This is a genomic window from Allomuricauda sp. XS_ASV26, assembly GCF_041224615.1.
Classification (GTDB): Bacteria; Bacteroidota; Bacteroidia; order Flavobacteriales; family Flavobacteriaceae; genus Flagellimonas; species Flagellimonas alginolytica.
The window spans coordinates 182,200-205,132 of record NZ_JBGFGK010000031.1; the positions used below are offsets into that span (position 1 = coordinate 182,200).

Annotated in this window: 22 protein-coding genes; 11 read left to right on the forward strand and 11 right to left on the reverse strand. The window is 41.7% G+C overall.

Annotated features, from left to right (window positions below; translation table 11 throughout):
* Positions 1 to 7: 7 nt before the first annotated feature.
* From AB9K32_RS08325 to AB9K32_RS08365, 9 genes are all read right to left on the reverse strand, one after another.
* Positions 8 to 790 (reverse strand): ABC transporter permease, encoded by a 783-nt coding sequence (locus tag AB9K32_RS08325; protein WP_293296703.1) that lies wholly within the window; start codon positions 788 to 790, stop codon positions 8 to 10.
* Positions 783 to 1,496 (reverse strand): ABC transporter ATP-binding protein, encoded by a 714-nt coding sequence (locus AB9K32_RS08330; RefSeq protein ID WP_293296702.1) that lies wholly within the window; start codon positions 1,494 to 1,496, stop codon positions 783 to 785. The genes AB9K32_RS08325 and AB9K32_RS08330 overlap by 8 nt, the downstream gene beginning before the upstream one ends.
* Positions 1,493 to 2,680, reverse strand: coding sequence for a nitrous oxide reductase family maturation protein NosD (locus AB9K32_RS08335; protein ID WP_338198086.1), 1,188 nt, complete (start codon positions 2,678 to 2,680; stop codon positions 1,493 to 1,495). The genes AB9K32_RS08330 and AB9K32_RS08335 overlap by 4 nt, the downstream gene beginning before the upstream one ends.
* Positions 2,681 to 2,798: 118 nt before the next feature.
* Positions 2,799 to 3,092, reverse strand: coding sequence for a cupin domain-containing protein (locus tag AB9K32_RS08340; RefSeq protein WP_252078960.1), 294 nt, complete (start codon positions 3,090 to 3,092; stop codon positions 2,799 to 2,801).
* Positions 3,093 to 3,115: 23 nt separating this feature from the next.
* Positions 3,116 to 3,550: a nitrous oxide reductase accessory protein NosL gene (locus AB9K32_RS08345; protein ID WP_369884919.1), complete on the reverse strand. Its 435-nt coding sequence runs from the start codon at positions 3,548 to 3,550 to the stop codon at positions 3,116 to 3,118.
* Positions 3,551 to 3,560: 10 nt separating this feature from the next.
* Complete coding sequence (locus AB9K32_RS08350) at positions 3,561 to 4,172, reverse strand: hypothetical protein (RefSeq protein WP_293296696.1); 612 nt, start codon at positions 4,170 to 4,172, stop codon at positions 3,561 to 3,563.
* A gap of 122 nt (positions 4,173 to 4,294) precedes the next feature.
* Positions 4,295 to 6,247 carry a Sec-dependent nitrous-oxide reductase gene (nosZ, locus tag AB9K32_RS08355; RefSeq protein WP_252078963.1) on the reverse strand — a complete coding sequence of 651 codons (1,953 nt, stop codon included), beginning with the start codon at positions 6,245 to 6,247 and terminating at the stop codon, positions 4,295 to 4,297.
* Between the two features lie 32 nt (positions 6,248 to 6,279).
* Positions 6,280 to 6,861, reverse strand: a complete 582-nt coding sequence (locus AB9K32_RS08360) for a fasciclin domain-containing protein (protein ID WP_369884920.1) — start codon at positions 6,859 to 6,861, stop codon at positions 6,280 to 6,282.
* 6 nt (positions 6,862 to 6,867) lie between these two features.
* Positions 6,868 to 7,377 (reverse strand): cytochrome c, encoded by a 510-nt coding sequence (locus AB9K32_RS08365; protein ID WP_252078965.1) that lies wholly within the window; start codon positions 7,375 to 7,377, stop codon positions 6,868 to 6,870.
* 310 nt (positions 7,378 to 7,687) lie between these two features.
* Here AB9K32_RS08365 and AB9K32_RS08370 point away from each other — a divergent pair, with 310 nt between their 5' ends.
* The 10 genes from AB9K32_RS08370 to AB9K32_RS08415 all read left to right on the forward strand — a co-directional run bounded on the left by AB9K32_RS08370 (position 7,688) and on the right by AB9K32_RS08415 (position 15,911).
* Positions 7,688 to 8,542, forward strand: a complete 855-nt coding sequence (locus tag AB9K32_RS08370; protein ID WP_224835478.1) for an AraC family transcriptional regulator — start codon at positions 7,688 to 7,690, stop codon at positions 8,540 to 8,542.
* Positions 8,543 to 8,633: 91 nt separating this feature from the next.
* Positions 8,634 to 9,035: a DUF5367 family protein gene (locus AB9K32_RS08375; protein ID WP_369884921.1), complete on the forward strand. Its 402-nt coding sequence runs from the start codon at positions 8,634 to 8,636 to the stop codon at positions 9,033 to 9,035.
* Between the two features lie 12 nt (positions 9,036 to 9,047).
* Entirely contained in the window at positions 9,048 to 9,563 is a 516-nt protein-coding gene (locus AB9K32_RS08380; protein WP_369884922.1) for a DUF1772 domain-containing protein, read from the forward strand.
* A gap of 2 nt (positions 9,564 to 9,565) precedes the next feature.
* Positions 9,566 to 10,408, forward strand: coding sequence for an NmrA family NAD(P)-binding protein (locus AB9K32_RS08385; RefSeq protein WP_369884923.1), 843 nt, complete (start codon positions 9,566 to 9,568; stop codon positions 10,406 to 10,408).
* A 186-nt stretch (positions 10,409 to 10,594) separates the two neighbouring features.
* A complete protein-coding gene (locus AB9K32_RS08390) occupies positions 10,595 to 10,879 on the forward strand; it encodes a hypothetical protein (protein ID WP_369884924.1) in 285 nt (94 codons plus the stop codon).
* 675 nt (positions 10,880 to 11,554) lie between these two features.
* Positions 11,555 to 13,033 (forward strand): amidohydrolase family protein, encoded by a 1,479-nt coding sequence (locus tag AB9K32_RS08395; protein WP_369884925.1) that lies wholly within the window; start codon positions 11,555 to 11,557, stop codon positions 13,031 to 13,033.
* A gap of 90 nt (positions 13,034 to 13,123) precedes the next feature.
* Complete coding sequence (locus AB9K32_RS08400) at positions 13,124 to 14,014, forward strand: DUF5050 domain-containing protein (protein WP_252078972.1); 891 nt, start codon at positions 13,124 to 13,126, stop codon at positions 14,012 to 14,014.
* 244 nt (positions 14,015 to 14,258) lie between these two features.
* Positions 14,259 to 14,471 carry a hypothetical protein gene (locus AB9K32_RS08405; protein WP_369884926.1) on the forward strand — a complete coding sequence of 71 codons (213 nt, stop codon included), beginning with the start codon at positions 14,259 to 14,261 and terminating at the stop codon, positions 14,469 to 14,471.
* Between the two features lie 7 nt (positions 14,472 to 14,478).
* Entirely contained in the window at positions 14,479 to 15,423 is a 945-nt protein-coding gene (locus AB9K32_RS08410; protein ID WP_369884927.1) for a hypothetical protein, read from the forward strand.
* 35 nt (positions 15,424 to 15,458) lie between these two features.
* The gene (locus AB9K32_RS08415; protein ID WP_338193236.1) at positions 15,459 to 15,911 is read left to right on the forward strand and encodes a GNAT family N-acetyltransferase; all 453 of its coding nucleotides are present in this window, start codon (positions 15,459 to 15,461) and stop codon (positions 15,909 to 15,911) included.
* Positions 15,912 to 15,918: 7 nt separating this feature from the next.
* Here the strand turns inward: AB9K32_RS08415 and AB9K32_RS08420 are convergent, their stop codons facing one another.
* A complete protein-coding gene (locus tag AB9K32_RS08420; protein WP_369884928.1) occupies positions 15,919 to 17,019 on the reverse strand; it encodes an adenylate/guanylate cyclase domain-containing protein in 1,101 nt (366 codons plus the stop codon).
* Positions 17,020 to 17,258: 239 nt separating this feature from the next.
* On the opposite strand from AB9K32_RS08420, the gene AB9K32_RS08425 reads away from it, so the two are divergent.
* Positions 17,259 to 19,190, forward strand: coding sequence for a propionyl-CoA synthetase (locus tag AB9K32_RS08425; protein WP_369885328.1), 1,932 nt, complete (start codon positions 17,259 to 17,261; stop codon positions 19,188 to 19,190).
* A gap of 9 nt (positions 19,191 to 19,199) precedes the next feature.
* Here the strand turns inward: AB9K32_RS08425 and AB9K32_RS08430 are convergent, their stop codons facing one another.
* On the reverse strand, positions 19,200 to 22,607 hold the full coding sequence (locus tag AB9K32_RS08430; protein ID WP_369884929.1) for a PA14 domain-containing protein: 3,408 nt from the start codon (positions 22,605 to 22,607) through the stop codon (positions 19,200 to 19,202).
* Positions 22,608 to 22,933 lie beyond the last annotated feature (326 nt).

A 22,933-nucleotide genomic window follows, 5' to 3' on the forward strand; every position in this document is an offset into this window, starting at 1 on the left:
GTCCGTGTTAAAAATCCTTTCTTTTGGTTTTGTACCGTATTCCCAAAATGGGCAGAATGGTCCAAACGAGAAGTATGGCCATGGAGACCAAGAACCCGATATTTGTACCAAAAAATCTTTTAAAAATGGCACCGGTGTATCCCAAAAGCGCAGAAATGTCCAATTTTAGGAGAATCAAAATTCGTGAAAGATCTATGGGGTTGAGTGCTGTGGCCACTAACGAAAAGGTATCCAAAGGATATTCTTCAAACATAATAAGGGACATAAGAAACAGGCCATCGTAGACTACGGCCAAAAAGAGCCATAGCAACACGGCATACCCAAATCCTTTTATCTTGTTTTCGTTGCTTATGGCAATCACAAAGGACAAGCCCACAAATATAAAGGTTAAAAATGCTCCCGTAACCAATAAAAGGGTGAAGTCGAATATGGCATTGCTCCGTAACAACCCGTATAATAAGAAGGGGATACCCAGTCCCAATACCAAACTGAGGGTCAAAGAACCGGCCACACCAAAATATTGTCCCATAAATATGGAACTCCGTTTTATGGGCTGAGCCAATAAGAGTTCGGTAAATTCGCGTGAATTGTAATAGTACATTACTCCAAAAATGGTACCTATTAACGGGATGAGTACAATAATAACGTTCATTAATGTAATCACTGCTTTGGATACATCGTTGTTAAGGAACAGCAAAACAAATCCGAGTGAAAGGTAAAAAAGAAAATAAACATAGCTCCAACGGCTACGGATAAGATCGTAAAAACTATATTTTAAAATTTTAAGCATGGCTGTCGGGAGTTGTTAGGGCCGCAATGGCATGTTCAAACGTGTTTTGGCGGGTCTGTTCCATCAATGTGTCGATACTACCTTTAAAATAGATTTCCCCCTCTAGCAGGTACAAAATCTCATCGGCAATTTCTTCAACAAATTGCATAATATGCGATGTGATCAAAATGGTTTTGCCCTGTTCTTTTTCCTTTTTTATAATTTTTTTTAGACTGATGAGGGCTTTGGGTTCCAATCCTGTTGTTGGTTCATCCAAAATAATAAGGGGACTATCGAACATAAAGGTCAGAACAAGGTTTACTTTTTGTTTGGTTCCCCCGGAAAGTGTTGACAGTTTTTTGTCCATAAAAGCTTCTAGGCCAAATTGTTCGATCAAGGCTTGCTCACTGCTTGGACTGTTTCTTAGGTCCTTGATCATGCCGATCAATTCCTTTACCCTAATGTTGGGCGGAAAATTGGCAATTTGGGGGAGGTAGTCTATTTTTTTGCGGTATTTCCAATCTTTTTTAATGGGTTTGCCCAGTACCTTAATACTGCCCTTATCGGGGATTACCATGCCCAGTATACTTTTGATCAATGTGGTTTTTCCAGAACCATTGGGACCTAAAATAGCATAGATGCGCCCTTCGTCCACAGAGACATCAACTCCTTTTAGAACTGTATTTTTTCCGAATTTTTTATGTAGGTTTTTTATAGCAATGGTCATGGTCGTTTGTGCATTAGTGGTTGTGGATCTTTTAGGTTGTCCGGAGTAAATACAGGAGATACTCTTTCAGAAAAGTCAATAATATCCATAAAAAGGCTTCGCAAAAGAACAATGGTCTCCGGAGTTCGGTTTACTACATAGGAGAATAATTTTACAGGTCGGTAAGGAACGTCGCCGATGCCATCTTTATCCAGATCATATCCGGTGTAGCCACTCCAAAAATTTCCTTCGAACACATTGTCGTTCAATTTACTGTTATAAGAAATATCAAAGGAGTTGTAAAGGAAGTTGTTACTCTTGAAACTATTGGTGTAACAGGCGCCGATTACCCGAATGGCCCATCCATTGCCAATAAAATCATTGTTGGTATAGTCAATGCGATTGGACCCCTCTATATTTATGCCGATGGTATTTTCCTCAAAGGTGTTTCCACTGATTTCGGCATCATTGATTTCCTTTAAAAGCATACCATAGGCCGCGGTGCCCCAATTTTTTCGGAACGTATTGTTCCTCATGGTAATAAATTTGGAAAACATCACTGCCACTCCTGCACCGTTGTTTTCGAAAGTATTGTTTGCGTAAATATCGTTGTCGGAAAACATAAAATGCAAACCGTAGCGAAGGTTGTCCATGCTAACATTGTTGGTAATGGTAATGTGATCGGAGAATTCCAGATAGATACCGTCCCGGGTGCCTTGTACATGGTTTTTTAGTACTTCCACATCGGTGGAATACCAAAGTTGAATCCCGTTCCCGGAATTGTACTCGTCAACGGCTTCACCGATAATGCGGTTGTGGTACACTTTGCCATGGGAAGACTTTTCCAGATAGATGCCAAAAAACAATTCCTCCAAAACCAAATGTTGGAGTAAGAAATTCTTGCTCTGGACCACCCGTATGGCGGCATTGTCCTTGGTATAACTAACACCAACATTGATGATGAACAGTCCATCCAAGGTTACATTGTCGGAGGTTATCCTAAAAATTTCACCTTTCTTTTCGCCGTCCACCACAGGGTAATCGACCCCTTTGATGACCAAAGGCTTGTCCACCAATATCTCGAACTCCTTGTAAGTCCCTTTTTGAACCAATAAGGTGTCTTGGGCACTGGCCATTTGAATGGTTTTTTTAATGGAGTTATGCTCACAGGTAGGGCAGATCGTCCAGCTTTTTGCCCAGACCATTTGTCCAAAAACGAGCAGGATGATCCATATTAAATTGGTGCGATGTGGATTGTTGAGTGCCATGGTGTCTTTCAGATCAAAGAATTTTGATTTTAATTTCTTGAATGGGTACCCGGTTTTATCTGATAATCAAAAATTTGGCATCTTCCTTGGCAAGAACCCAATGTTCCACTTCTTTGGAAAAACTAAAATGTTGTTGCTCTTTTAAGTTAACGGTTTGATTTTGTATGTGAAAGTTTATGTTGCCTTCCAAAACTATCAAATGGGCATCCTTGGGGGAAACGTGCTTTGGGAACATCGCATTTTTAGCCAAGCTGATGCTCAATATTTCCAAGGTATTGTTTTTGACCAATTGCTCTATTTGAAGGTCGTTGAATGGTTGCTGGGCAATGGTATTGTCTATATCGATCATATACATTGGTTTGTGATTTTTTGTTAGTCTTGGTATTGTTTTTTTAATTCGTTCCAGTTTAGTAGTTCCCCACCATTGGCGGCCAAGGTGTTCTTGGCCGCTTGTTCTTCGGAAAATGCACTTAAAAATGCACCCATGGGGCTGGGAATATTTTCGCTGATCAAATATGTAGCTTTAGTGGCATCTGTAAGTTCCCCGGGTCGATCAAAATCATTGGCAAGAAATAGGGCGACTTCATTTTCATCGAACTCCTTTAATTGGTTCATCATACATTCCACGGCATCAAAATTGTACACCTTTCCTTTTTTGGTTACCATTTGTGCAGCATGTTGCTTGTCCACGATCGTCATGCTGCAATAGTGGCAGCCCACATGGCCATAATCAATTGGTTTAGGTCCGATGGAACAACCGTACATACAGCCGAGTAGTACAAAAAATATGGAAATAGAAGGTTTCATACTCAAGGTTTTATTGTGTTTTAGTGTTTTTCCAACCTAGATAGCCCGCTGTTAGGGTTAGCATCATTCCTACGAACATGAGCCAGGCACCGGTAGATGGCAAAGAGGTTACATCAAAATTCAACATTTTTACATGTCCCAACAATGGGGGCTTATAGGTCATTGGGGTTCCATCAGGGTTGGTCAACTTCATAATGGCATTAGGATCTAAGTTGGTGCCGTAATCGACCAACCATTCGTTAAAATCGTACATACCTAATATTCCGAGGACGGACATCAAAATAAACCAGCCAAAAAACCATTGGTAGCTTACTTTTTGGAGATAGCCAAGAATACCGATTAGAACTCCAAAGGCGACCATAAACCCTATGATCATAGGGAATGTGCCGAACTCCCACATATCCTCAGGCTTGGGCAATGTGTGCATACCTATATAATGGTTGAGACCATCTATATTCTGGATGTCGAATTCGTTGACACCTCGTAGTCCACTAATATGGATGTTCAATCCAAGTGGGTCTGGATATTGTGGAGCTCCCAACATAATGTTCCATAAAGGGAAGATGTACAGCCCCAATAAGAACAATGGGCCAAGGATCATTAAAATACTTGCCTTTTTCATTTTATAAGATTTATAGGTTACAAACTGATTGTGGCTTTTTGGAGGTGGTTGATGTTCAATTTGTAAAAAAGCGGGCAGGTCTAGGACACGGCCCGCTTTGATCGTTGGTGGGTCAATCCGAATTATTCACCAAGAGACCATTTTAACTCTATATTGGAATTGGCAGGGGAAACCCTAACATACCCTTGCATTTCTTGGTGCAATGCAGAACAGAAATCTGTACAATAGAACGGCCATACACCGACCTGCTTGGGTTCCCAGACCGATGTTTTGGTCTGGCCGGGCATGATCAGTAACTCTGAGGTATTCTGACCTAAGATGGTAAATCCGTGCGGTACATCGAAATCCTGCTCATGATTGGTAATGTGGAAATATACTTTATCACCTACTTTGATACCCTCTATATTGTCCGGTGTAAAGTGGCTACGGATCATGGACATGTAAACATGTACCTCATTGCCGTCACGTACAACTTTTGAGCCGTCTGCCGTGGTTACCGCATAAGGGTGCTTGTTCTCGTCCAAGCGATATATTTTTTTGGACTTGGGGGCCAAAAGTTCAGCTGGGCACCCTGCTGCGTAATGGGGTTCTCCGTGTGTTGGAAAATCGTAGATCAATTCCATTTTGTCCCCGGAAATATCGTACAACTGTGCTGAGTGTTCCATTTCTGGGCCGGTGGGCAAGTAGCGATCTTTGGTGATCTTGTTCATGGCCACTACATATTTGCCAAAGGGTTTTCTGGAGTTGCCTCCAGGAATCATAAGGTGCCCTACAGAGTAGTAAGTAGGTTTTCTGTCTATTACTTCCCAAGTTCCCAGCTTCCATTTTACCACCTCGGAAGAAATAAAGAAGGTGGTATAGGCGTTGCCTTTGCCATCGAATTCGGTATGCAATGGGCCAAGGCCTCCGCTCTTTACTTGTCCGGCCATAATATCCTCGAACTTAAGGATTGGAATACCATAGGCTTCACCGTCGAATTTTTCACCCTCGATTGCGGCCAGCATTTTGTCGAATGAATGAACGGTCAAATCTGCGGATAGTTTCCCATTTCCAATAATATACTCACCGGTTGGGTCAACATCGCATCCATGAGGCGATTTTGGTGTTGGCAAAAAGTAAACGGCTCCTGGAACTTTGGTAGGATCTACGGTAAGCACTTCTTTTTTCATGGTAGTGGTCCCGGTATGTGTCTCCTCCTCGTACACGTTGTGTGCATAATTGGCCGGTATTTTGGTGCCGCCGCCATTGTTTACATATTCTTCAATTTTCTTCCAGTTAATGGCTGCAATAAAATCTTTGTCGTTTTGGGAGGCATTCACCTCTAAAAGGGAGTTGGCCTCTTCTGTGTTGTAAGTGGTAAAGAAGAACCATCCATGGGATTTACCTCTACCCGGATGAGAAAGATCATAATTGAAACCAGGCATCAATAGTTGGAATTTAATGTCCATCTCGCCGGTTTCTGGAGCAACACTGATAAACGTCAGGGCACCTTTAAAGTTTCCTTTATATTCATTTATGGGCATGTCGCGCTGGGGTACGGGAACTGCAAAACGTGTACCGGCAACAACGTACTCGGTATTTTCTGTGATAAAGGAAGAACTGTGGTTCCCTGCACTGTTGGGCACTTCAATAATTTCCTCCGTTTCAAAAGTGCTTAGACTGATACGGGCTATACGTGGGGTGTTGTTGCCATTGATAAATATCCAGCGACCGTCCAATTCGCCATTGGTCTGGGAAATATCTGGGTGGTGGGCATCGTCCCAAGGAACAAACCCATGAGATGTATTTAGCATGGGCTTCGTCTCTTCCGAGTATCCATACCCGGAGGTGGGAAATTGGGAGAATACTGGAATCTCCTTGAACATCCTGCCCGAAGGCAACCCGTAAACGGTAAGATTTCCACTATATCCGCCGGAGAGGAAGGCATAGTACTCGTCCTGCTCGCCAGGAGCAACATATACTTTTTCGGCAGCGCTCGATGAGAGGGCACCATTGGAACTCTGATTTTGCTGACCACATGAGATCAACATAAGCGCCGATCCAAGGGTGATGGTTAAATAACGATATATTTTCATTGTGTTAGGGTTTATTTTTTGGATTTATTGAGCTATTGACTTGGAGGCAGGATTACTTTGTCCACCACATGGACAATTCCGTTTCCTGCCGGTACGCTACCAATTATTTTAGCGCCACCGATAAAAACATCTTCCCCTTTTACATCCACAGGTACATTTTGATTGTTCGCCTGCCCAAGTTTTTTAAACTTTTTTAGAAAATCCTTGGAGTAGTTGCCAGGGGTAACGTGATACTTCAAAATATTGGCCAGTGCATCTTTGTTTTCAGGTTTTAGTAAATCTTCTACGGTACCTTCGGGCAATGCATCGAAGGCGGCATTGGTTGGAGCAAACACCATTAAAGGTCCTGCATTTACCAATGCATTTTCCAAACTTGCGGCCTGTACCGCGGCCACTAAAGTGGTGTGGTCTTCCGAGCCTATTGCAATTTGAAGTACATTGGGCGTTGATCCATCATCTGCGATAAAAGCTTGTCCCTTGTTACTTTCCACAACAGTCGTGGATTCTTCTGGCTCTGCTGCCGTCGTAGTATTTTGGGACTTTTCCTTACATCCCATACTGAGTGCCAGAAGTAAGGAAAATCCCAGTGCAGTGAGTTTAATGGTTGATTTCATATAGCTTTAATTTAAAGTTCTAAAGTACTCTAGGATGGCCCTTGCCTGTTCTTCCGTTAATCCTTGGTTGGACATAGGAGAACCGTTGAATTCTTGTAAAAGGTCACGGGCCAATGGGTCTTTCTGGACCATTTCCTGAGGGTTCAAGATCATGTTCATTACCCATTCCGGGGTTCTTCTTTCCAATATTCCGTTGGGTGCCGGACCAATGAATTTTTTGCCGATCCTGTGGCATGCCAGGCACATTTGGTCATAAACTTCCTTTCCTTTGGTAGCCATCGCTTGGTCAATATCTGCAGGTAACTCCACGGAAGTTACAGGACCAACGCCCTTGGTGCTCATATCTACCCTTTCGGAAGCTTTTACGGTGTTGGTGGTAGTTTCAACTGGTTGCTCCGTAGTTGTTTTTTTTCTCTGGACGCTAAATCCTTCTTCTTTTTGTTCTTTTTCCTTGCCGCCACAGCCAACAACCGCTAGGGCAAAGAATAGGGCCATTCCTTTCAGTAAATTATTCATGTATAGGTTTTTTAAAATTTTGTCTCAAAAGTAAATAGGCAATTCAATTCAAAACATGATTTTAATCATAAAAAGGATATTAATGTCCTTTAATCTTTTATTAATTATTAATTAATGTTTAGGGTGTATGGGTGTTTTTTAATTTAGATTGCTAATTATCATAAAATGAAATTTGTATGTATTTTTTTAGATGAAATAGGTAATCCTTACCAATTGATTTTTGGAACCAAAAATAGAAATCCATAATAGGGTGAGCAGGTGTCGAAAAGATTGGAGCAGGTTGCTTATCTTTAAGGGATTTTTCACCCGAATGACCCGAGATTTTATAGACATCAACGATTTTACCATTTTGGTCGAAGAGGCAACGAGTGATACCTTGATTGTGGACACTTGCCACTTTGATGAGCCAGTGGTCTCGGTCGCTTTTTATGGCTCCGGAAATGTAGATCTTAATGTAAAGTATGGGGAGAGAACCAAGACATACAGCCATACCAAAGGGCTTGCATTATCCTTTTATGCTGATTCCAATGTTGAATTTGAGCATACGGTTTCCGCACAAAGACCATTAAAGTGTATTTTAATTGCGACCGCTTTGCGCAACCTTGAGAATTTGCCCAATGAAGAAGGGGAAATCTTTACTTCGCTTTTAAACGAGCTCGTGAATCCATCCGATTATTATGTGGAAGGCCCCCGTTTTTTTATGACGCCGGAGATGGATCGTATTGTGGAATCCGTTTTCGATATGAAGTACCATGGAAAAACCAAAATGATGTTTTTTAGGAGCCAAATGACGGTTTTGTTGTCTCATTTTTTTGGGCAACTGGCCAGTCTGCAAACCGAAAAGATAAATACCACGGAACGTGAAAAACTGTATAGGGCCAAAGAAATTTTAATCAACAATTTGGACAGTCCGCCATCACTTTCCGAGATTTCACGACAAATTGGCCTGAACAGTTACAACCTTAAAAAGAATTTTAAAGAACTTTTTGGTGTGCCGGTTTTTAAGTACCTGCAAAACGAGCGTCTAAAAACTGCCCATAAGTTGATCAGTAACCATGAGGCCACTGTGCAGGAGGCGGCATGGCATGTTGGGTACGATAGCTTAAGTTCTTTTTCCAATGCCTTTGAGAAAAAGTTCGGTTACCGCCCTAGTCAGATCAAGTAAACTCCATTTACAACAAATTATACTCCTTTTGGAATAAATAAAGGATAGGAGGTCCATGTAGTTTTGTCCTGTAATCAATAAAAACAGGATAATGAAAACTATAAAAGCATTGGTTTTGGGTTTTTTGGTCTGGATTTTTGGCGTAGTCGCTTTTGGCTCCATTTATCAGCTTCCAATTCTCAGTGATCGCTATTTACAAGCCAACATTGGGCTTGCCTTATTGGTGCCTCCGCTGATTTGGATGGCGGCAAAGCTTTATTATGGGAAAAACGGCACCATGCATGGGTTAAAACTTGGAGTACTCATGTTGATTACCAGTACGATAATGGATGCTTTGGTAACGGTGCCGATTATGATTGTTCCCTATGGGGGAAGTTATGCCAGTTTCTTTGGCTCTTTGGATTTTTGGTTGATAGCCTTTGAGTTTGTGGCCATTGCTACACTTTATTGGTGGTTTAATGTACGTCCAACACATACTGGATCTAGCTGCTAACACGGGACAATTATGGAATTTTCAGTGAACACCATTACAACGATGAGCACTATTTTGCTAACCGGTCTGTCTGCAGGCCTGTGTTTTACTTGGACCAATGCCATAACACCGGGAATCGGTCGCTTGGATGACCTCGGTTACTTACAATCTTTTCAAGAAATGAACAGGGCCATTATAAACCCAATATTTCTGATTGTGTTTTTTGGGCCGTTTTTTTCGCACATCATCAATGTTTATCTCAATAGAAATCAACCTAGCGCTATTTTCTGGATGGTTTTTACCGCTGGCATATTGTACATCGCCGGTGTGATCGTAATAACCATTTTTGGAAATATTCCCCTAAATGAACTATTGGAAAACGCTGAACTCGAAGTGTTATCACCAGATAGTTTAAAACAATTGCGGAACAACTTCGAGAACAAATGGAACCTGCTGCACTTGATCAGGACCATTACGGCCGTACTATCTTTTGTATTGCTGATCATAACGCTTTTACAAAATCAAATTAATTCAAATACAACAATATAATTATGAAAAAAGACAATTATTTAATCATTGGTGGAACAGGGAAAACAGGTAGAAAAGTTGTTGATAGTTTACGATTGCTCAACCAAAATGTTAAAGTGGGTTCAAGGTCGTCCATCCCTTCTTTTGATTGGAACAGAGCCGATACATGGGAAAACGCACTTGTTGGGGTCGATAAAATGTACATCACCTATCAACCTGATCTTGCAGTGCCCGGGGCTTTGCAGTCTATTAAGGAATTGGTAAGACTTGCCAAGAAAAATAATGTAAAGAAAGTGGTTTTGTTATCCGGTAAAGGTGAACGGGAAGCAGAGCTTTGTGAGCAAGCAGTTATAAGTTCCGGGATGGATTATACGATTGTTCGGGCAAGTTGGTTCAATCAAAATTTTAGTGAAAGTTTCTTTTTGGAACCGATCCAGCAAGGTGTGGTTGCTTTGCCTCAAGCCAATGTGCAAGTGCCCTATGTGGACACCGGGGATATTGCCGATGTTGTGGTAGAGGCTTTATTGCATGAAGAGCACAATGGTAATATTTATCAATTGACGGGTCCCACAACCTTATCGTTCAAAGAAGCTATTCAAGAAATTGCCAAGGCCACAGAGAGGAACATAAGCTTTGTTCCCATTTCCATTGAAACTTATGTGGCGGCCATGAAAGAACATGGTATTCCTTCGGATTTTGTTTGGTTGGTAGAGTACTTGTTTACCGAAGTATTGGGCAATCCCATGGTCTCCGAAATTACCAACGATATCCAAAAAGTGCTCAAACGTAAACCCAAAAGTTTTTCGGAGTATGTGATCGAAACAGCCAAAACAGGAGTATGGTCGGGTGTAAAAGAGCCCATATAGAAATCAATAGCCTATTTTATGGATTTGATTTGTGTTTAGGGATGTTTCAAAAGTAATTTTATCCTTTCTTTTGAGACTTATGTTTAACATGGTAACGAGGTGAAATAGAAATTGCTTTGGATTGCGAACCATCTAAACCAATGGACACCAGGAATACAGTTTGTTAATCGACTTTTAAAAAAGAAAATGACACAAGAGGAACGAAACCAATTGATAAAGACCAGTTGGGAACTACATAGTCGGGTCGAAACGGCCTATTTGAACCATCCGGCCAACAAAATGGATACAGATTGGCTGGAAAAGCAGCGATTGTTGTTGGCGGACATGGCGCTTCATTTGTTACAGACCGCTATGTCCCCCGAATCCATAAAGTTAGATAGATTACGGGATAACATCCATTCTATTTTAACCATTTCCGATCAGTTTTTGCCCGAAGTGGACCTAAAACGGATGACAGAGGAACTTTATTGAGAATTTTAGAGCCTGATTATGTATAAAAACTATCCATACTCCATACTCCAAAAAAAAGAGAAATGTCAATTTATAAATAACTGCCGTTGGTTTTTAAGTTGCTTGCCTTTGTAGTACGGGGGCAAATTGCAGAACGTATAGATAGCTTGGCCAAGGTTCATCAAACCGAGGGTTTTAACGGAAATATACTCTATTCTAAAGACGAATCCATTGTATTTACCAAAAACCAATGAGTTTCTTGCAATCTTGAGTAACAACCGCTATGGGGAGACCTATGGATTCTTCTAAAACGATCTATATAAGCTCATAGAGTAATCAAATCGCCAGAGTGCGGAGTAACTATTTCAGTTGGGGTCCGAACCGGTAACCCATCTGGATTTTAAATCCGCTAAATACTTGTATTTTAGCAGTGTGCATCTGTTGTTATATATCCATGGAGAGGAGCAATAGTGGAATCATCAATCAAATCAACGAACATGGAATACATACGCACAATTGTTTTATCGACTTTTTATATTTTTCTTGTTTTATCTTGTCGGGAAGAAAGGAAATTAAACCTAACATTGTTTAGCGACCAAATTCCAATAGATATCCCACTGGTATTTGGAGAGGCAAATTAAATTTAACTAAGGCAGCTTATAATACTCAACACACAAGTTCCAACAACACATCACGATGAACAAAATAATAGGATTATTGCTCTTTACCCTCACTTTGATTTCATGTAAAACCAGCGAGGTCGAAATTATAGTGGATAATGGATTGTTGATTAAAAATGCACAGATCATATCACCAGAAGATCAAACCATATCCTCTAATGATTTTATTGTTACGGCAGGAGACAGTATCGTGTATGTAGGAGAGAAAAAGCCCAAGGTAAAAGGGGCGTTCACCACTATTGATGCAAAAGGAAGATACATAATTCCGGGCCTGATCGATAGCCATGTGCATGTGACCGGGACCGATGCACTATCCGACGACGAGGAACTGCAACACCCCGAACTAGTAAAATTATTTAGGGAACAACTTCCAAAAAGCTATTTATATTTTGGATATACCACCTTGATCGATTTGGGGACCGCCAAACCCGACAGATTGGTCGATTTTCAAAAAATGGAAGTAAGGCCAGATCTATATTATGCAGGGGGAGGCGCTGTAATCGGAAACGGCTATGGACTGTCCAATTGGGAAGATGAGGTTCCCAATTTTGTTTATCAGGAGAACGAGGCCTATCCCTTTCCGGATAGTTATGTAAAAGAAAACCATACCCCAGAGGCCGTGGCGAAAAGAATAGCTGAATCCGGTGCAATTGTTTTAAAAACCTATTACGAGCCAGGGTTTGATCCTGCACAGCCGCGTTTTCCCATACCTTCCCAAAAATTGATGTCTAATTTGAAAAAGGAAGCGCACAAAAACAACTTGGTTTTGGCGGTTCATGGAAATTCGTTGGAGGCCCACGGATTTTTGGCAGAAGCAGAAGTAGATGTTATGGCCCATGGATTGTGGAACTGGGGCAACCATAGGTTGGATTCCACTATGGTGCTTCCTATGGAGATAAAAGAGGTACTGGATGCGGAAATTAAAAGTAAGATAGGGTATATGCCAACCCTACAAGTGATCAATGGACTTTGGGAACTAACCAATGCCGAATATCTGGACAATACGGAGTTGGAACATGTGCTGCCAAAGCCGTTGCTCGATTACTACAAGGCAAATTCCAATATAATGTATGCCAATGTATTTGGTAATGCCCCAAAACATATTATCGCAACCAATTTTAACCGTATCTCTGAACAAGGCAAGCTCAGCATGAAATATATGAATGACAATGGCGGAAAGTTGCTGTTCGGCACAGATACACCATCCTCACCCACCTATGGAAATCCTCCGGGGTATAATGGATATTTGGAAATGTTGGAAATGGCAAATGCAGGAATTCCCTTGAACAAAATTTTGGCTATGGCGACCATAGAAAATGCAAAAGCATTCCACCTTCAAAAAAGATACGGTACGGTAGAAGTGGGTAAAAAAGCCAATCTTCTTATTCTTAACAAGAATCCATTACGGGATATCACGGCTTATAATGATATTTCGCAGGTTGTTATCAACGGTCGTCCAATGAATAGGGAAACACTCTCTGCCCATAAAGATTAAGAGCGAGCAGAAGGGACATTTTTTGTATTGTATTTTTGTAAGCAGTAGCCACAGCACTGGACATAGTAGTAAACTTTAACGATCAATACATTGAAAAAAGTAAAAACCTTAATCAGTGCGATTTTAGTATTTGGCTTTATTGCTTCATGCAAGAAAAGTGACAGTCATAAATCCATTACCCATCCGATTGCTTACTCGTCAAATGAATCAGGTAACAGAGAAATTTACCTAACCGATACCGAAGGTAAATCAAAAATAAAAATAACGAATTACTCAGGTAGTGATGGTTACCCTGAGTGGTCTCCAAACGGAAAACGAATTGCTTTTTATGCAAAATATGATAAAAATAAAACATGGTCTATCCATACAATGAATAGCGATGGTACCGATAGAAAGCGATTGACTCATGCAAAAAATACATGGGACGCTTCACCTACGTGGTCCCCGGACGGAAAGAAAATTGCTTTCGGCAGGCATTATAAAAATGCAGAGGGTATAGATCAGGAAGAAATTTGGATCATGAATGCAGATGGTAGCGAACAGACTCGGATAGAACCACTAACTGGCGGGTCCCCTTGTTTTATGAAAGATGGAAGGATACTTTTTCATTCTAAATCCGAAGACAGTGAAATTTGTATCGCTAATAGCGATGGTAGTAACATTATTACATTGACCAATAATACCGCAGAGGATTGGTGGCCTAAAATTTCACCAAATGGTAAGCAAATAGCCTATTCTTCGGATAGAGACGGCAATTTTGAAATTTATGTTATGAACACGGATGGTTCCAATCAAAAACGATTGACGTTTAATACTATCCTAGATGGTGATGTATCCTGGTCACCTGATGGCAACAAAATTATTTTTATATCGGACACCGAAGATTATTTTGATATCTACCTGGTCAATAAGGATGGCTCAGGATTAAAAAAAATAATTGATAATGGTTCACAGCCCTCATGGTTTAAAGCTATGAGATAATGATATTGAAAAATATAATTACTATATACCTATTTGTCTTCACATTTGTGGCATCGGCACAAACAGGCGAAACAAAAACAAGTTTGATTGACAGGGCAACGTCGTTTATCAACGCTTACAGTGCCAAACAACAGCCAAATGGCAATGTAGATCACTTCCTAGCTTTTTTTATGGATGATTTTAAGCATGAATACATAAAATACGATGTGATTGTCGAGGATAAAAGGAGTTCAAAAAGGGGTTGGTGGACAAACTACAGAACAAAGTGCATTTTCGCAGGGTAACCATAGAGGATATGATAATTGGAAACAATGGTATTTTTGTCAAAATAAAAATATGGGCCAAGGTAGAACCTTTTCACATGGATACCATTGTGGAACATACCACCGGCCAAATCATGTCCATGGAATTTGATGAAAAAAGATTAATAAAACACTTAAGGAGACATTATAATTAAAAAACAAATGAATAGAAAATATTTGCTACTATCTATAATAGGATTCAATTTAATGTTCTTTGGCTTTGGCCAAACCAACGTCAATAAATTGTATTTAGATCAAGAGCCGCCCCAAGCTGGTCCTAAATTATTTGCTCCCTCAATCGTGAACACGGACAGTATTGAAATCAATACAGTATTTAACCCGTCATTCACGGAACTGTTTTTTACAAGAATAATCGATAAGAAATTTGTCATCCACCATGCTGAATTCATTGAGGGTAAATGGAGTGAACCGAAACCCCTACAAATGTTTAAAGAGCAAGATAAAGAATCCGTTGCCATCGACCCCTCCATTAGTAAAGATGGAAACACCATGTATTTCCTTGGTATAAGTCCAGAAGATAACTCCAAAAAATCCAAACCTGATATCTACAAAAGTCAGAAAATAGATGGCAATTGGCAATTGGCCACAAAAGTTGGCCACCCCATATCCACTCAGGAATATACAGAATCGTACCCGGTTGTGGTCGCCGATGGCAGCTTGTATTTTACATCCAACAGACCTGGTGGCCTGGGCAAGGGAGATATCTATCGTGCTCAATATTTAGGAAATGGAAAGTTTGATACACCAGTGAATATTGGTCCACAAGTCAACTCTGAAAAAGGAGAAAGAAGCACTTATGTCTCTCCGGATGAAAGTTTTCTGATCACTGCAAATACGTACACTGATGAAAAAGGATTTGCGGTCTCGTTCAAGAAAAATGGCAAATGGCAGAGACCTGTTCCTTTTGAGCTTGGTGAGAATATAGATGAAAATTGGGTGTACTATTGCCCTTATATGTCACCGGACAACAACTATTTTTTCTTCTCAAAAAGATATAGTTCCCCACCAAACAGTGGTTGGAACGGGGTTACAAAAGGAGAAGTATACTGGGTGAATTCCGATGAAATTTTTAAAAAAGATAATTGAAAAGGAGTTGATAAAAATTAGGACCGGTAATAATTATGAAATTCAGAAAAGCTAGCATCAACGATGTCCCGACCATCATAGAAATGATTGCGGACGATACATTGGGCAGCAAACGGGAAAATTATACCATCCCATTGCCCAAAGCCTATTATGATGCTTTTGAACGAATCGATACTGATAAAAACCAAGAACTCACCGTGGTTGAAAACGAAGTTGGAGAGGTGATTGGAGTTTTTCAAATGACGTTTATTCCCTATCTCACCTACCAAGGCGGTATTCGGGCCCAAATTGAAGGTGTACGTGTGCACAAGGAGCATCGTGGTATGGGAATAGGTAAAAGTGTATTCGAATGGGCCATAAATAGGGCAAAGGAACGTAATGCGCATCTATTGCAGTTGACCACGGATAAAAAACGGCCAGATGCCATTCGGTTTTACGAATCACTAGGGTTTAAAGCCAGCCATGAAGGTATGAAAATGCATTTTTGAACCCGACTTATACCTTATTTTTGGGAGTATAAAGCGCCATAGGTTCTTGCCTTCCTTCGAGTTCCATATTGCCCAACGGAACAAATTCTATATCACTAAACTTCCAAAGCGATACCAATTTTTCCGAAACAATGATCTCCTGCTCCATGGGTTTGCATAATTTTTGAATGCGAGCGGTAACATTGAGAACATCACCTGTATAGAAAATCTCTTTTTTTAGAGCACCGATCTCCCCTGTGGTAACCTTGCCCATATGCAACCCGGCCCTAAAAGAGGGAACAACGCCATATGTCTCTTCAAAATAGATTGATTTTTGTTGTAGACTCTTCCGCATGGCGTAAAAGCACAACAAACAGTTTTGGTTTTCAATGCCCTTCTGTAATTCCCAAGTAATTACAATTTCATCCCCAATATATTGATAGACCTCGCCCGTGTGTTCGATAATTGCATTGGACAGTTGATCATAATAATCCCTTAAAAATTTAAAATATAGCTCGTGTCCCAGTTGTTCAGCGAAAGAGGTGGAAGACTTCATGTCCAAAAACATAAAAATCCGGGATTCCTCCTTTGGAGTATGGTATTTTCCGGTTATGAGATTGATCATAAAGGTATGGCCCAGATATTCATTGATGTCCGAATACAGTAAGGACAAGAATATACTGAACGATAAAGAAGTAAATGTGCTCAAAAATGTAATGCTAGCAACGTATTTGGAAAACTTTTGCCAAACCTCGGTGTCCAAAATGGATGTGCCAAGTTCAATACTTGCCGCCAAGGGAAAGGTAACTAGGTTGATAATAAGTATAAACAATAAGTAAAATCCCATTTTATAAAGGATTTTCTTCCAAAACGATTTGTTCTTGAATCGTTTGTCCAACCAAAGTACCTCTACTGCTCCCATTACGGTTCCCATTAAAAAAACGGCCAGGGAGGCAAAAATCAGAATGTCCCAAGATAGCGTAATGTCCGTTTCCGGTCGTTGATTTTGGTACTCGGTTGCCATGGATTCGATCAGGAGGATGAACCAACTCAATATCAACCAAATTGCCCCAAAGGGAAAAATTCGTTTAAAAAGATAACGCTGTTTGGGGTTTAAGAGTGGTTTCATATGGTAAAGGTATATGGAAATAGCATATGTATGGACCATTTGATTGCTATAAACCTTAAGATTTACCATCAAAAAATTATAGGTATATCAATTTAGCGATATTTATCGGTGCTCCAGTACTATAAATTACTACTTTAGGAGAATATGCTCTCAAGGATTTCATTATCAGTTTGTTGAAATTGTATGTGTAATGAGTTCCATGTTGCGCATGCACATAAAAAAACTATTCAAACAATACTATAATGGAGAAGATCATGTACGATCGGGAATTTAATAGGTCTATTAAAGACCCCGAGAATTTCTGGATGGAACAAGCAGCAAATATCAGTTGGTTCCAAAAACCGCAAAGGGCATTGACCAAAGATGAAAATGGATTTTATCGTTGGTTCAAGGGAGGAAAGCTCAATACCTCATATTTGGCATTGGATGCCCATATAGAAAACGGTAGGGGTGAGGAAATTGCACTTATTTACGATTCTCCCGTTACGCAAACGATCGAGAAAATTACCTATTTAGATCTGAGGGACAGGGTAAGCCGTTTGGCAGGCGGAATGAAGCGGCTAGGCATTGAAAAAGGCGATACTGTGATTATTTATATGCCGATGATACCACAGGCAGTGATTTCCATGTTGGCCTGTGCCCGCTTGGGTGCCATCCATTCGGTAGTATTTGGTGGTTTTGCGCCCCACGAACTTGCTATTCGCATCGATGATGCCAAACCTAAATTGATCATTACGGCAACCTCCGGTATAGAAGTGGATCGAATAATACCCTATAAACCTATGGTGGACGAAGCTATAGGTTTGGCAGCGCATAAGCCAGAGCACGTAATTGTCTACAACAGACGTTTGGGAGCAGCGCGTCCGGATGGAGAAAACGATATCGACTACTCCACTTTAATGAAGATTGCCGACCCGGTTCGGTGTACCGAGGTAGATGCCACAGACCCCTTGTACATATTGTACACCTCCGGAACTACGGGGAAACCAAAAGGAATCATTCGGGATAATGGAGGACATGCCGTAGCCATGTACTATAGTATGAAAAATGTGTACGGTATTAATCCCCGCGAAGTATTCTGGGCCGCCAGCGATGTGGGTTGGGTAGTGGGGCACAGCTATATTGTATACGCCTCCTTGATATATGGTTGCACAACGGTTCTTTTTGAAGGGAAGCCGGTCCGTACTCCGGATGCCTCAACTTTTTGGCGTGTGGTCAGTGACCATAATGTAAAGGTGATGTTTACCGCCCCAACAGCAATTCGAGCAATCAAGAAGGAAGATCCCCAAGGCTCATTTATAGGTCAATTCGATATGAGCGGCCTTCGGTATTTGTTCCTGGCAGGTGAACGATGCGATGTTTCCACCTTAAAATGGGCCGAAGGGAAACTTAAAGTACCGGTAATCGATCATTGGTGGCAAACAGAATCAGGTTGGCCCATTGTGGCCAACATGATGGGCTTTAAAGAACATTTCAAAGTAAAACCGGGGTCTGCCACGAAACCGGTATGTGGTTATGATGTACAGATTTTGCGTGCAGATGGTACGGCAGCCGATAAAGGAGAAGAAGGATATGTTGCGATAAAACTACCTCTGCCCCCAGGAACTTTGCCCAATTTATGGGGAGATACCAACAGATTTGTAAAAGGGTATCTTGACAAGTTCGATGGCTACTATTTTTCAGGGGATGGGGGATATTTGGATGAAGATGGATATGTTTTTATAACTGGGAGGGTAGACGATATTATCAATGTGGCAGGTCACCGATTGTCCACTGCAGAAATGGAAGAGGTGGTAGCCAAGCATCCGGATGTTGCCGAATGTTGTGTTGTGGGAATTGAGGATGATTTAAAAGGACAGATTCCCTTGGCCATAACCGTGCTTAAAGCAGATGCGGACATCGAAAGTTTTCAGTTACAGGCCGAAGTCGTGGCCGATGTAAGAAAGGAAATTGGTCCGGTGGCGTCTTTAAAAAAGGTGTTGGTGGCCGAAAGATTGCCCAAAACCCGATCGGGCAAAATTTTGCGCAAAGTGATACGCGCCATTGCAGATGGAAAACCATATACAACACCTTCCACCATTGATGACCCCGTTATTTTACAGGAAATCCATAATCTATTTGAAGAGCAAATGGTAGGTTCATTTGAGCAAAAGGCGAAACAGTCGAGCTAGATATTATGCTCAGTTTTTGTTGACTCTGAAGGTTACACCTCTGTTGGTTATCACTCTTCCCGTTTTCACGGTCAAGAGGGCTTCATCAGAAATGATCGGGGTACAGCTTCCACTGCTGTTCGAAACAAGTACTCGGTAAATAAATCCGTTGGAGTTCACATCCGGAGTGTTCAAAATAAGATTGGCGGTTTGCGTTCCGGTGTATTCGGAGCCATCGATTATGGTGCTAAAATTACTGCCCCCATCCGTGCTCACTTCCCACTGATAGGTGTCCGCGTTTGTTGTTGCCACGGTAAAACCTCCACTATTGCCCACTACTACCGTTTGATCTGTTGGTTGTGTGGTTATGGTGAACGGCGTTACCGTTATGGTTTGTTGCACATCAATACTGTTCCCGGCATCATCGATTACCCTATAGGTACGGGTAATGGTTTCGGGGTTGGTACCTCCATCACTAACGTCACTTATAAAGGTCACTGTCGGATTTGAGGCACAATTATCGGCCTCATCGGAAATAACCGTAATATCCGCTGCAGGAATATCATCGCTACAATAAACAGAGATAGGTGATGGTGCACTGGCAGTTGGGGCAATTGTATCTACCGTAATTGTAGTGGTAGCCGCAATATTTGGATATGGAGGGTCGCCTGCCATACCGCCATATTCCACCAAATACCCTTTAGGTTGATAACTTCCGCTGGATGCCCCTGTGTTGGAAAGGTCGTTCCAGGAACCATCCAGTCCAACTCCCGGAGCAGTGATATGGGCATAATCCTCATCTCCAGATTGATTGGGCTCCCCGGTATTCCAAAATTCATACCCAAAGGCTGTTCCTCCAGAGGTTCCTCTCCAAAAGAGAGTTCCAGCTTCCGGTCCGGTTACCCAATACCAATCACCTTCGGTGGCGGCATCGCTGGCACCTATCCAACCAGCACCGGGGGCTTGAGCACCCAATAGATCGGATTCGTCCTGCACCGTAATAGTGGCCAAGTAACCTTGTAAACCATAAAATGTCCGTAAGGCAGCGGCATCCCTAGCTGCTGTCCAAGTAATGCCCAAAGAGGGAACATATTCGTAGTAGTGGCCTGTAGACTCCAAATAATTGGCCTCGTTCAATACTATGGAAAAAGTCCGGGTATCTCCAGAACTTACCGTGGCCGTAGTCTGGAATTCAACGGCCGAGATCGCTGCTTCAAATTCGGCCAAGGTAGCAGGTCCGTTCAACAATAATCTTCCTTCGGAAGTATCCCAGCTTGCAGTGATGTTGGGGTGTGTGCCGGTAAGGTTCAAGACATCGCCCGAAACATCGTAGTTGGAGGTTATTTGAATATAAACAGCATCCACTGTACTGCTATCAGGATCTGTAATACTAATCGATTCCACTACTTGTATGGCATTTCCCGGGCAATATAATTGGTCTCCGGTTGCGGTTATGCTCGGTGGGTCGTCTGCGTCCACGGTGTCATCCCTAAAATCCAGATCGCCGCCGGATCCAAGGTCTCCATCGGAATCGGGTAATATCAAGGAACCTCCAATGGCATTCGTAGGGTCGTCAATATCCCCTCCGGGGTCACCATAGCCTGTTGTGGTATCCACGGTATTATCTAATCCGTCATTATCGTTATCCGACCCTGATAGTGTTAGGGATGCTTCTGTCGTGTCACCTGTGCCATCATTGTCGCTATCGGTATCCAAAAAATCGGGAGTACCGTCACCATCCGTATCAATTGCGGACAAGCCACTGCTTTCATAGGCATCGTCGAGACCATCGTTGTCGGCATCATTGCCCGACGGTGCCGTATACCCTGTCGATGTTTGGGCCTCCACATTATCGGGAATGCCATCGCCATCACTATCCAGGTCTTGATAGTTAGGAATGCCATCACCGTCGGTATCTACTGTGGTGCAGTCTACCGTACCGGGGTAACTGGCACCATGGACCCTTGCGCCAATCTGATAGGCCATGACCCTAAACGATTGGAAATTATTAGTGCTGACATTAAATGTAATCTCTGTAATTGAACCCGATGGTATTCCATTGGCGCTTGCCAACCAGCTTCCATTATTGTATTGTATTTGCATATCGGAGGTGGATACTACCGGGTCGGCACTTAAGAATACACTTACCGTGGTGCCGATGGGGATCACTTGTGAAAATTGAAATGAAATGATCGATTGCCCCGGATATGTGGTCGTAGAGTTATAGGCATACGTGGTGCTTGGGTTTCCTTCGGCATTGGAAGCATCACTGAAGTTTTGAATATTTGTTGCGGTCTGTACAAAATTTCCCGTAGCTCCACCACATTCATCCACATTCAGGACGCCATCATTGTCATCATCCACATCGCTGGCATCGTCAATGCCATCACCATCTAAGTCGGCACTGCCTACACTGCAAGTGGAGTACAATTTGGAAAATGGAATGTTCTGTTTGGAAATAGAGGGGCCTTGGTAGGCAACCGATAGGTTTTCCCCTCCGCCATTTTCAAAGAAAAGTACCTGGATATCGTGCAAACCGGTTGTTAGTGTAATGTTCCCCGATCGCTCTCGGGAACTATGTGCCCCATCGTTATTGACCACCTGGGTCCCATTTATATATAATTTGGAGCCATCGTCCGATGTGGTATAAAAAGTATACGAGCCCGGAGTGTCTATTTGGATAAAACCGGTATACCGAATACTAAAGTTATCTCTATCGCCCGGGTCTTCTTGGTTTTGCAGATTATCCACATTAAAACTGGTGTACGTGCCGGATCCAATATATCCAGTCGTTGGGATATTGTCAACAGTACTTCCGGAAGGTGAACTATCGTAGAACTCAAAATCCACTTCACCATTACATATTCCGGATACACCTTCAACCATTACATTATCTATAAAATACTGTTCGTTGTTGTTATTGTTGTCCATCCGTACCCGAATTTCAAGAGTTGAGTTTCCTGAAGTTGGAATGTTTACCGTATACGATGAATCCAAAGGGTCGGAGGCGGATCCAGATGCATTGACAAATTGCTGCCATGTCCCACCATCTAGGCGGTATTCTCCTATAAAATAATCACTCCCGTTTTCCATTTGCGACTGATTGTTTACCCAAGTGTCCAAACTAAAGCTGATAAAGCCGTAGCCTGATATGTCAATTGGGCTAACCGCCCAAGTACCTTCTGATCCCACGTTTCTTCCTCTTAGAGCATTGCTTCTTACGGACAAATTATTGCCGCGGTCAGTTGTCCAGTTGGAAGATGAGGGACCTGTTGCCGTTCCACTTTGGGTATTGTTGGAGTAGCTATCAAAGTTTTCGCTCCAAATAGTGGTTTGTGAAAACGAAAAAAAAGTACCTAAAAGAAAAAATGCCAATAATAGCATCCATCCAGTCGGGAAATGGTTCATTTTCTTTTTGGAGACTGAGGTTGTGCCCATGTAGATTTTAGATATGGTACAAAATTATAAGCCTAAGGCGCGGTGCAAAATAATTGTTGTGAAAGACGGTAAAAGGAAGGTTAACCCTGTAAATATGTGGACAATGTTGAAAATTGATTGGACTTGCCAAAAGCCAACGGGCAGTGAAAAACGGAAATTGAACATCATTTAATAGACTTTGTTATGGTAATTGGTTGAAAAATAGATGGACTAACCTCTATTTTTGTTTGTGGCGAGGTTGCACAAGCGATATAAATTGTTGTATATTTGCAAAACTGAACGGATATAAAAGTATTCATGAGGGGACCTTGAGTCCCCTCTTTTAT

Excerpts from the sequence above, each read along its gene's own strand:
- AB9K32_RS08370 (WP_224835478.1), top strand. The coding sequence starts at position 7,688 with ATGACCCGAGATTTTATAGACATCAACGATTTTACCATTTTGGTCGAA.
- AB9K32_RS08415 (WP_338193236.1), top strand. The coding sequence starts at position 15,459 with ATGAAATTCAGAAAAGCTAGCATCAACGATGTCCCGACCATCATAGAA.
- AB9K32_RS08345 (WP_369884919.1), bottom strand. The coding sequence starts at position 3,550 with ATGAAACCTTCTATTTCCATATTTTTTGTACTACTCGGCTGTATGTAC.
- AB9K32_RS08365 (WP_252078965.1), bottom strand. The coding sequence starts at position 7,377 with ATGAATAATTTACTGAAAGGAATGGCCCTATTCTTTGCCCTAGCGGTT.
- nosZ (WP_252078963.1), bottom strand. The coding sequence starts at position 6,247 with ATGAAAATATATCGTTATTTAACCATCACCCTTGGATCGGCGCTTATG.
- AB9K32_RS08410 (WP_369884927.1), top strand. The coding sequence starts at position 14,479 with ATGAATAGAAAATATTTGCTACTATCTATAATAGGATTCAATTTAATG.
- AB9K32_RS08380 (WP_369884922.1), top strand. The coding sequence starts at position 9,048 with ATGGAATTTTCAGTGAACACCATTACAACGATGAGCACTATTTTGCTA.
- AB9K32_RS08350 (WP_293296696.1), bottom strand. The coding sequence starts at position 4,172 with ATGAAAAAGGCAAGTATTTTAATGATCCTTGGCCCATTGTTCTTATTG.
- AB9K32_RS08390 (WP_369884924.1), top strand. The coding sequence starts at position 10,595 with ATGACACAAGAGGAACGAAACCAATTGATAAAGACCAGTTGGGAACTA.
- AB9K32_RS08325 (WP_293296703.1), bottom strand. The coding sequence starts at position 790 with ATGCTTAAAATTTTAAAATATAGTTTTTACGATCTTATCCGTAGCCGT.
- AB9K32_RS08420 (WP_369884928.1), bottom strand. The coding sequence starts at position 17,019 with ATGAAACCACTCTTAAACCCCAAACAGCGTTATCTTTTTAAACGAATT.
- AB9K32_RS08395 (WP_369884925.1), top strand. The coding sequence starts at position 11,555 with ATGAACAAAATAATAGGATTATTGCTCTTTACCCTCACTTTGATTTCA.
- AB9K32_RS08360 (WP_369884920.1), bottom strand. The coding sequence starts at position 6,861 with ATGAAATCAACCATTAAACTCACTGCACTGGGATTTTCCTTACTTCTG.
- AB9K32_RS08340 (WP_252078960.1), bottom strand. The coding sequence starts at position 3,092 with ATGATCGATATAGACAATACCATTGCCCAGCAACCATTCAACGACCTT.
- AB9K32_RS08335 (WP_338198086.1), bottom strand. The coding sequence starts at position 2,680 with ATGGTCTGGGCAAAAAGCTGGACGATCTGCCCTACCTGTGAGCATAAC.
- AB9K32_RS08430 (WP_369884929.1), bottom strand. The coding sequence starts at position 22,607 with ATGGGCACAACCTCAGTCTCCAAAAAGAAAATGAACCATTTCCCGACT.
- AB9K32_RS08385 (WP_369884923.1), top strand. The coding sequence starts at position 9,566 with ATGAAAAAAGACAATTATTTAATCATTGGTGGAACAGGGAAAACAGGT.
- AB9K32_RS08375 (WP_369884921.1), top strand. The coding sequence starts at position 8,634 with ATGAAAACTATAAAAGCATTGGTTTTGGGTTTTTTGGTCTGGATTTTT.
- AB9K32_RS08330 (WP_293296702.1), bottom strand. The coding sequence starts at position 1,496 with ATGACCATTGCTATAAAAAACCTACATAAAAAATTCGGAAAAAATACA.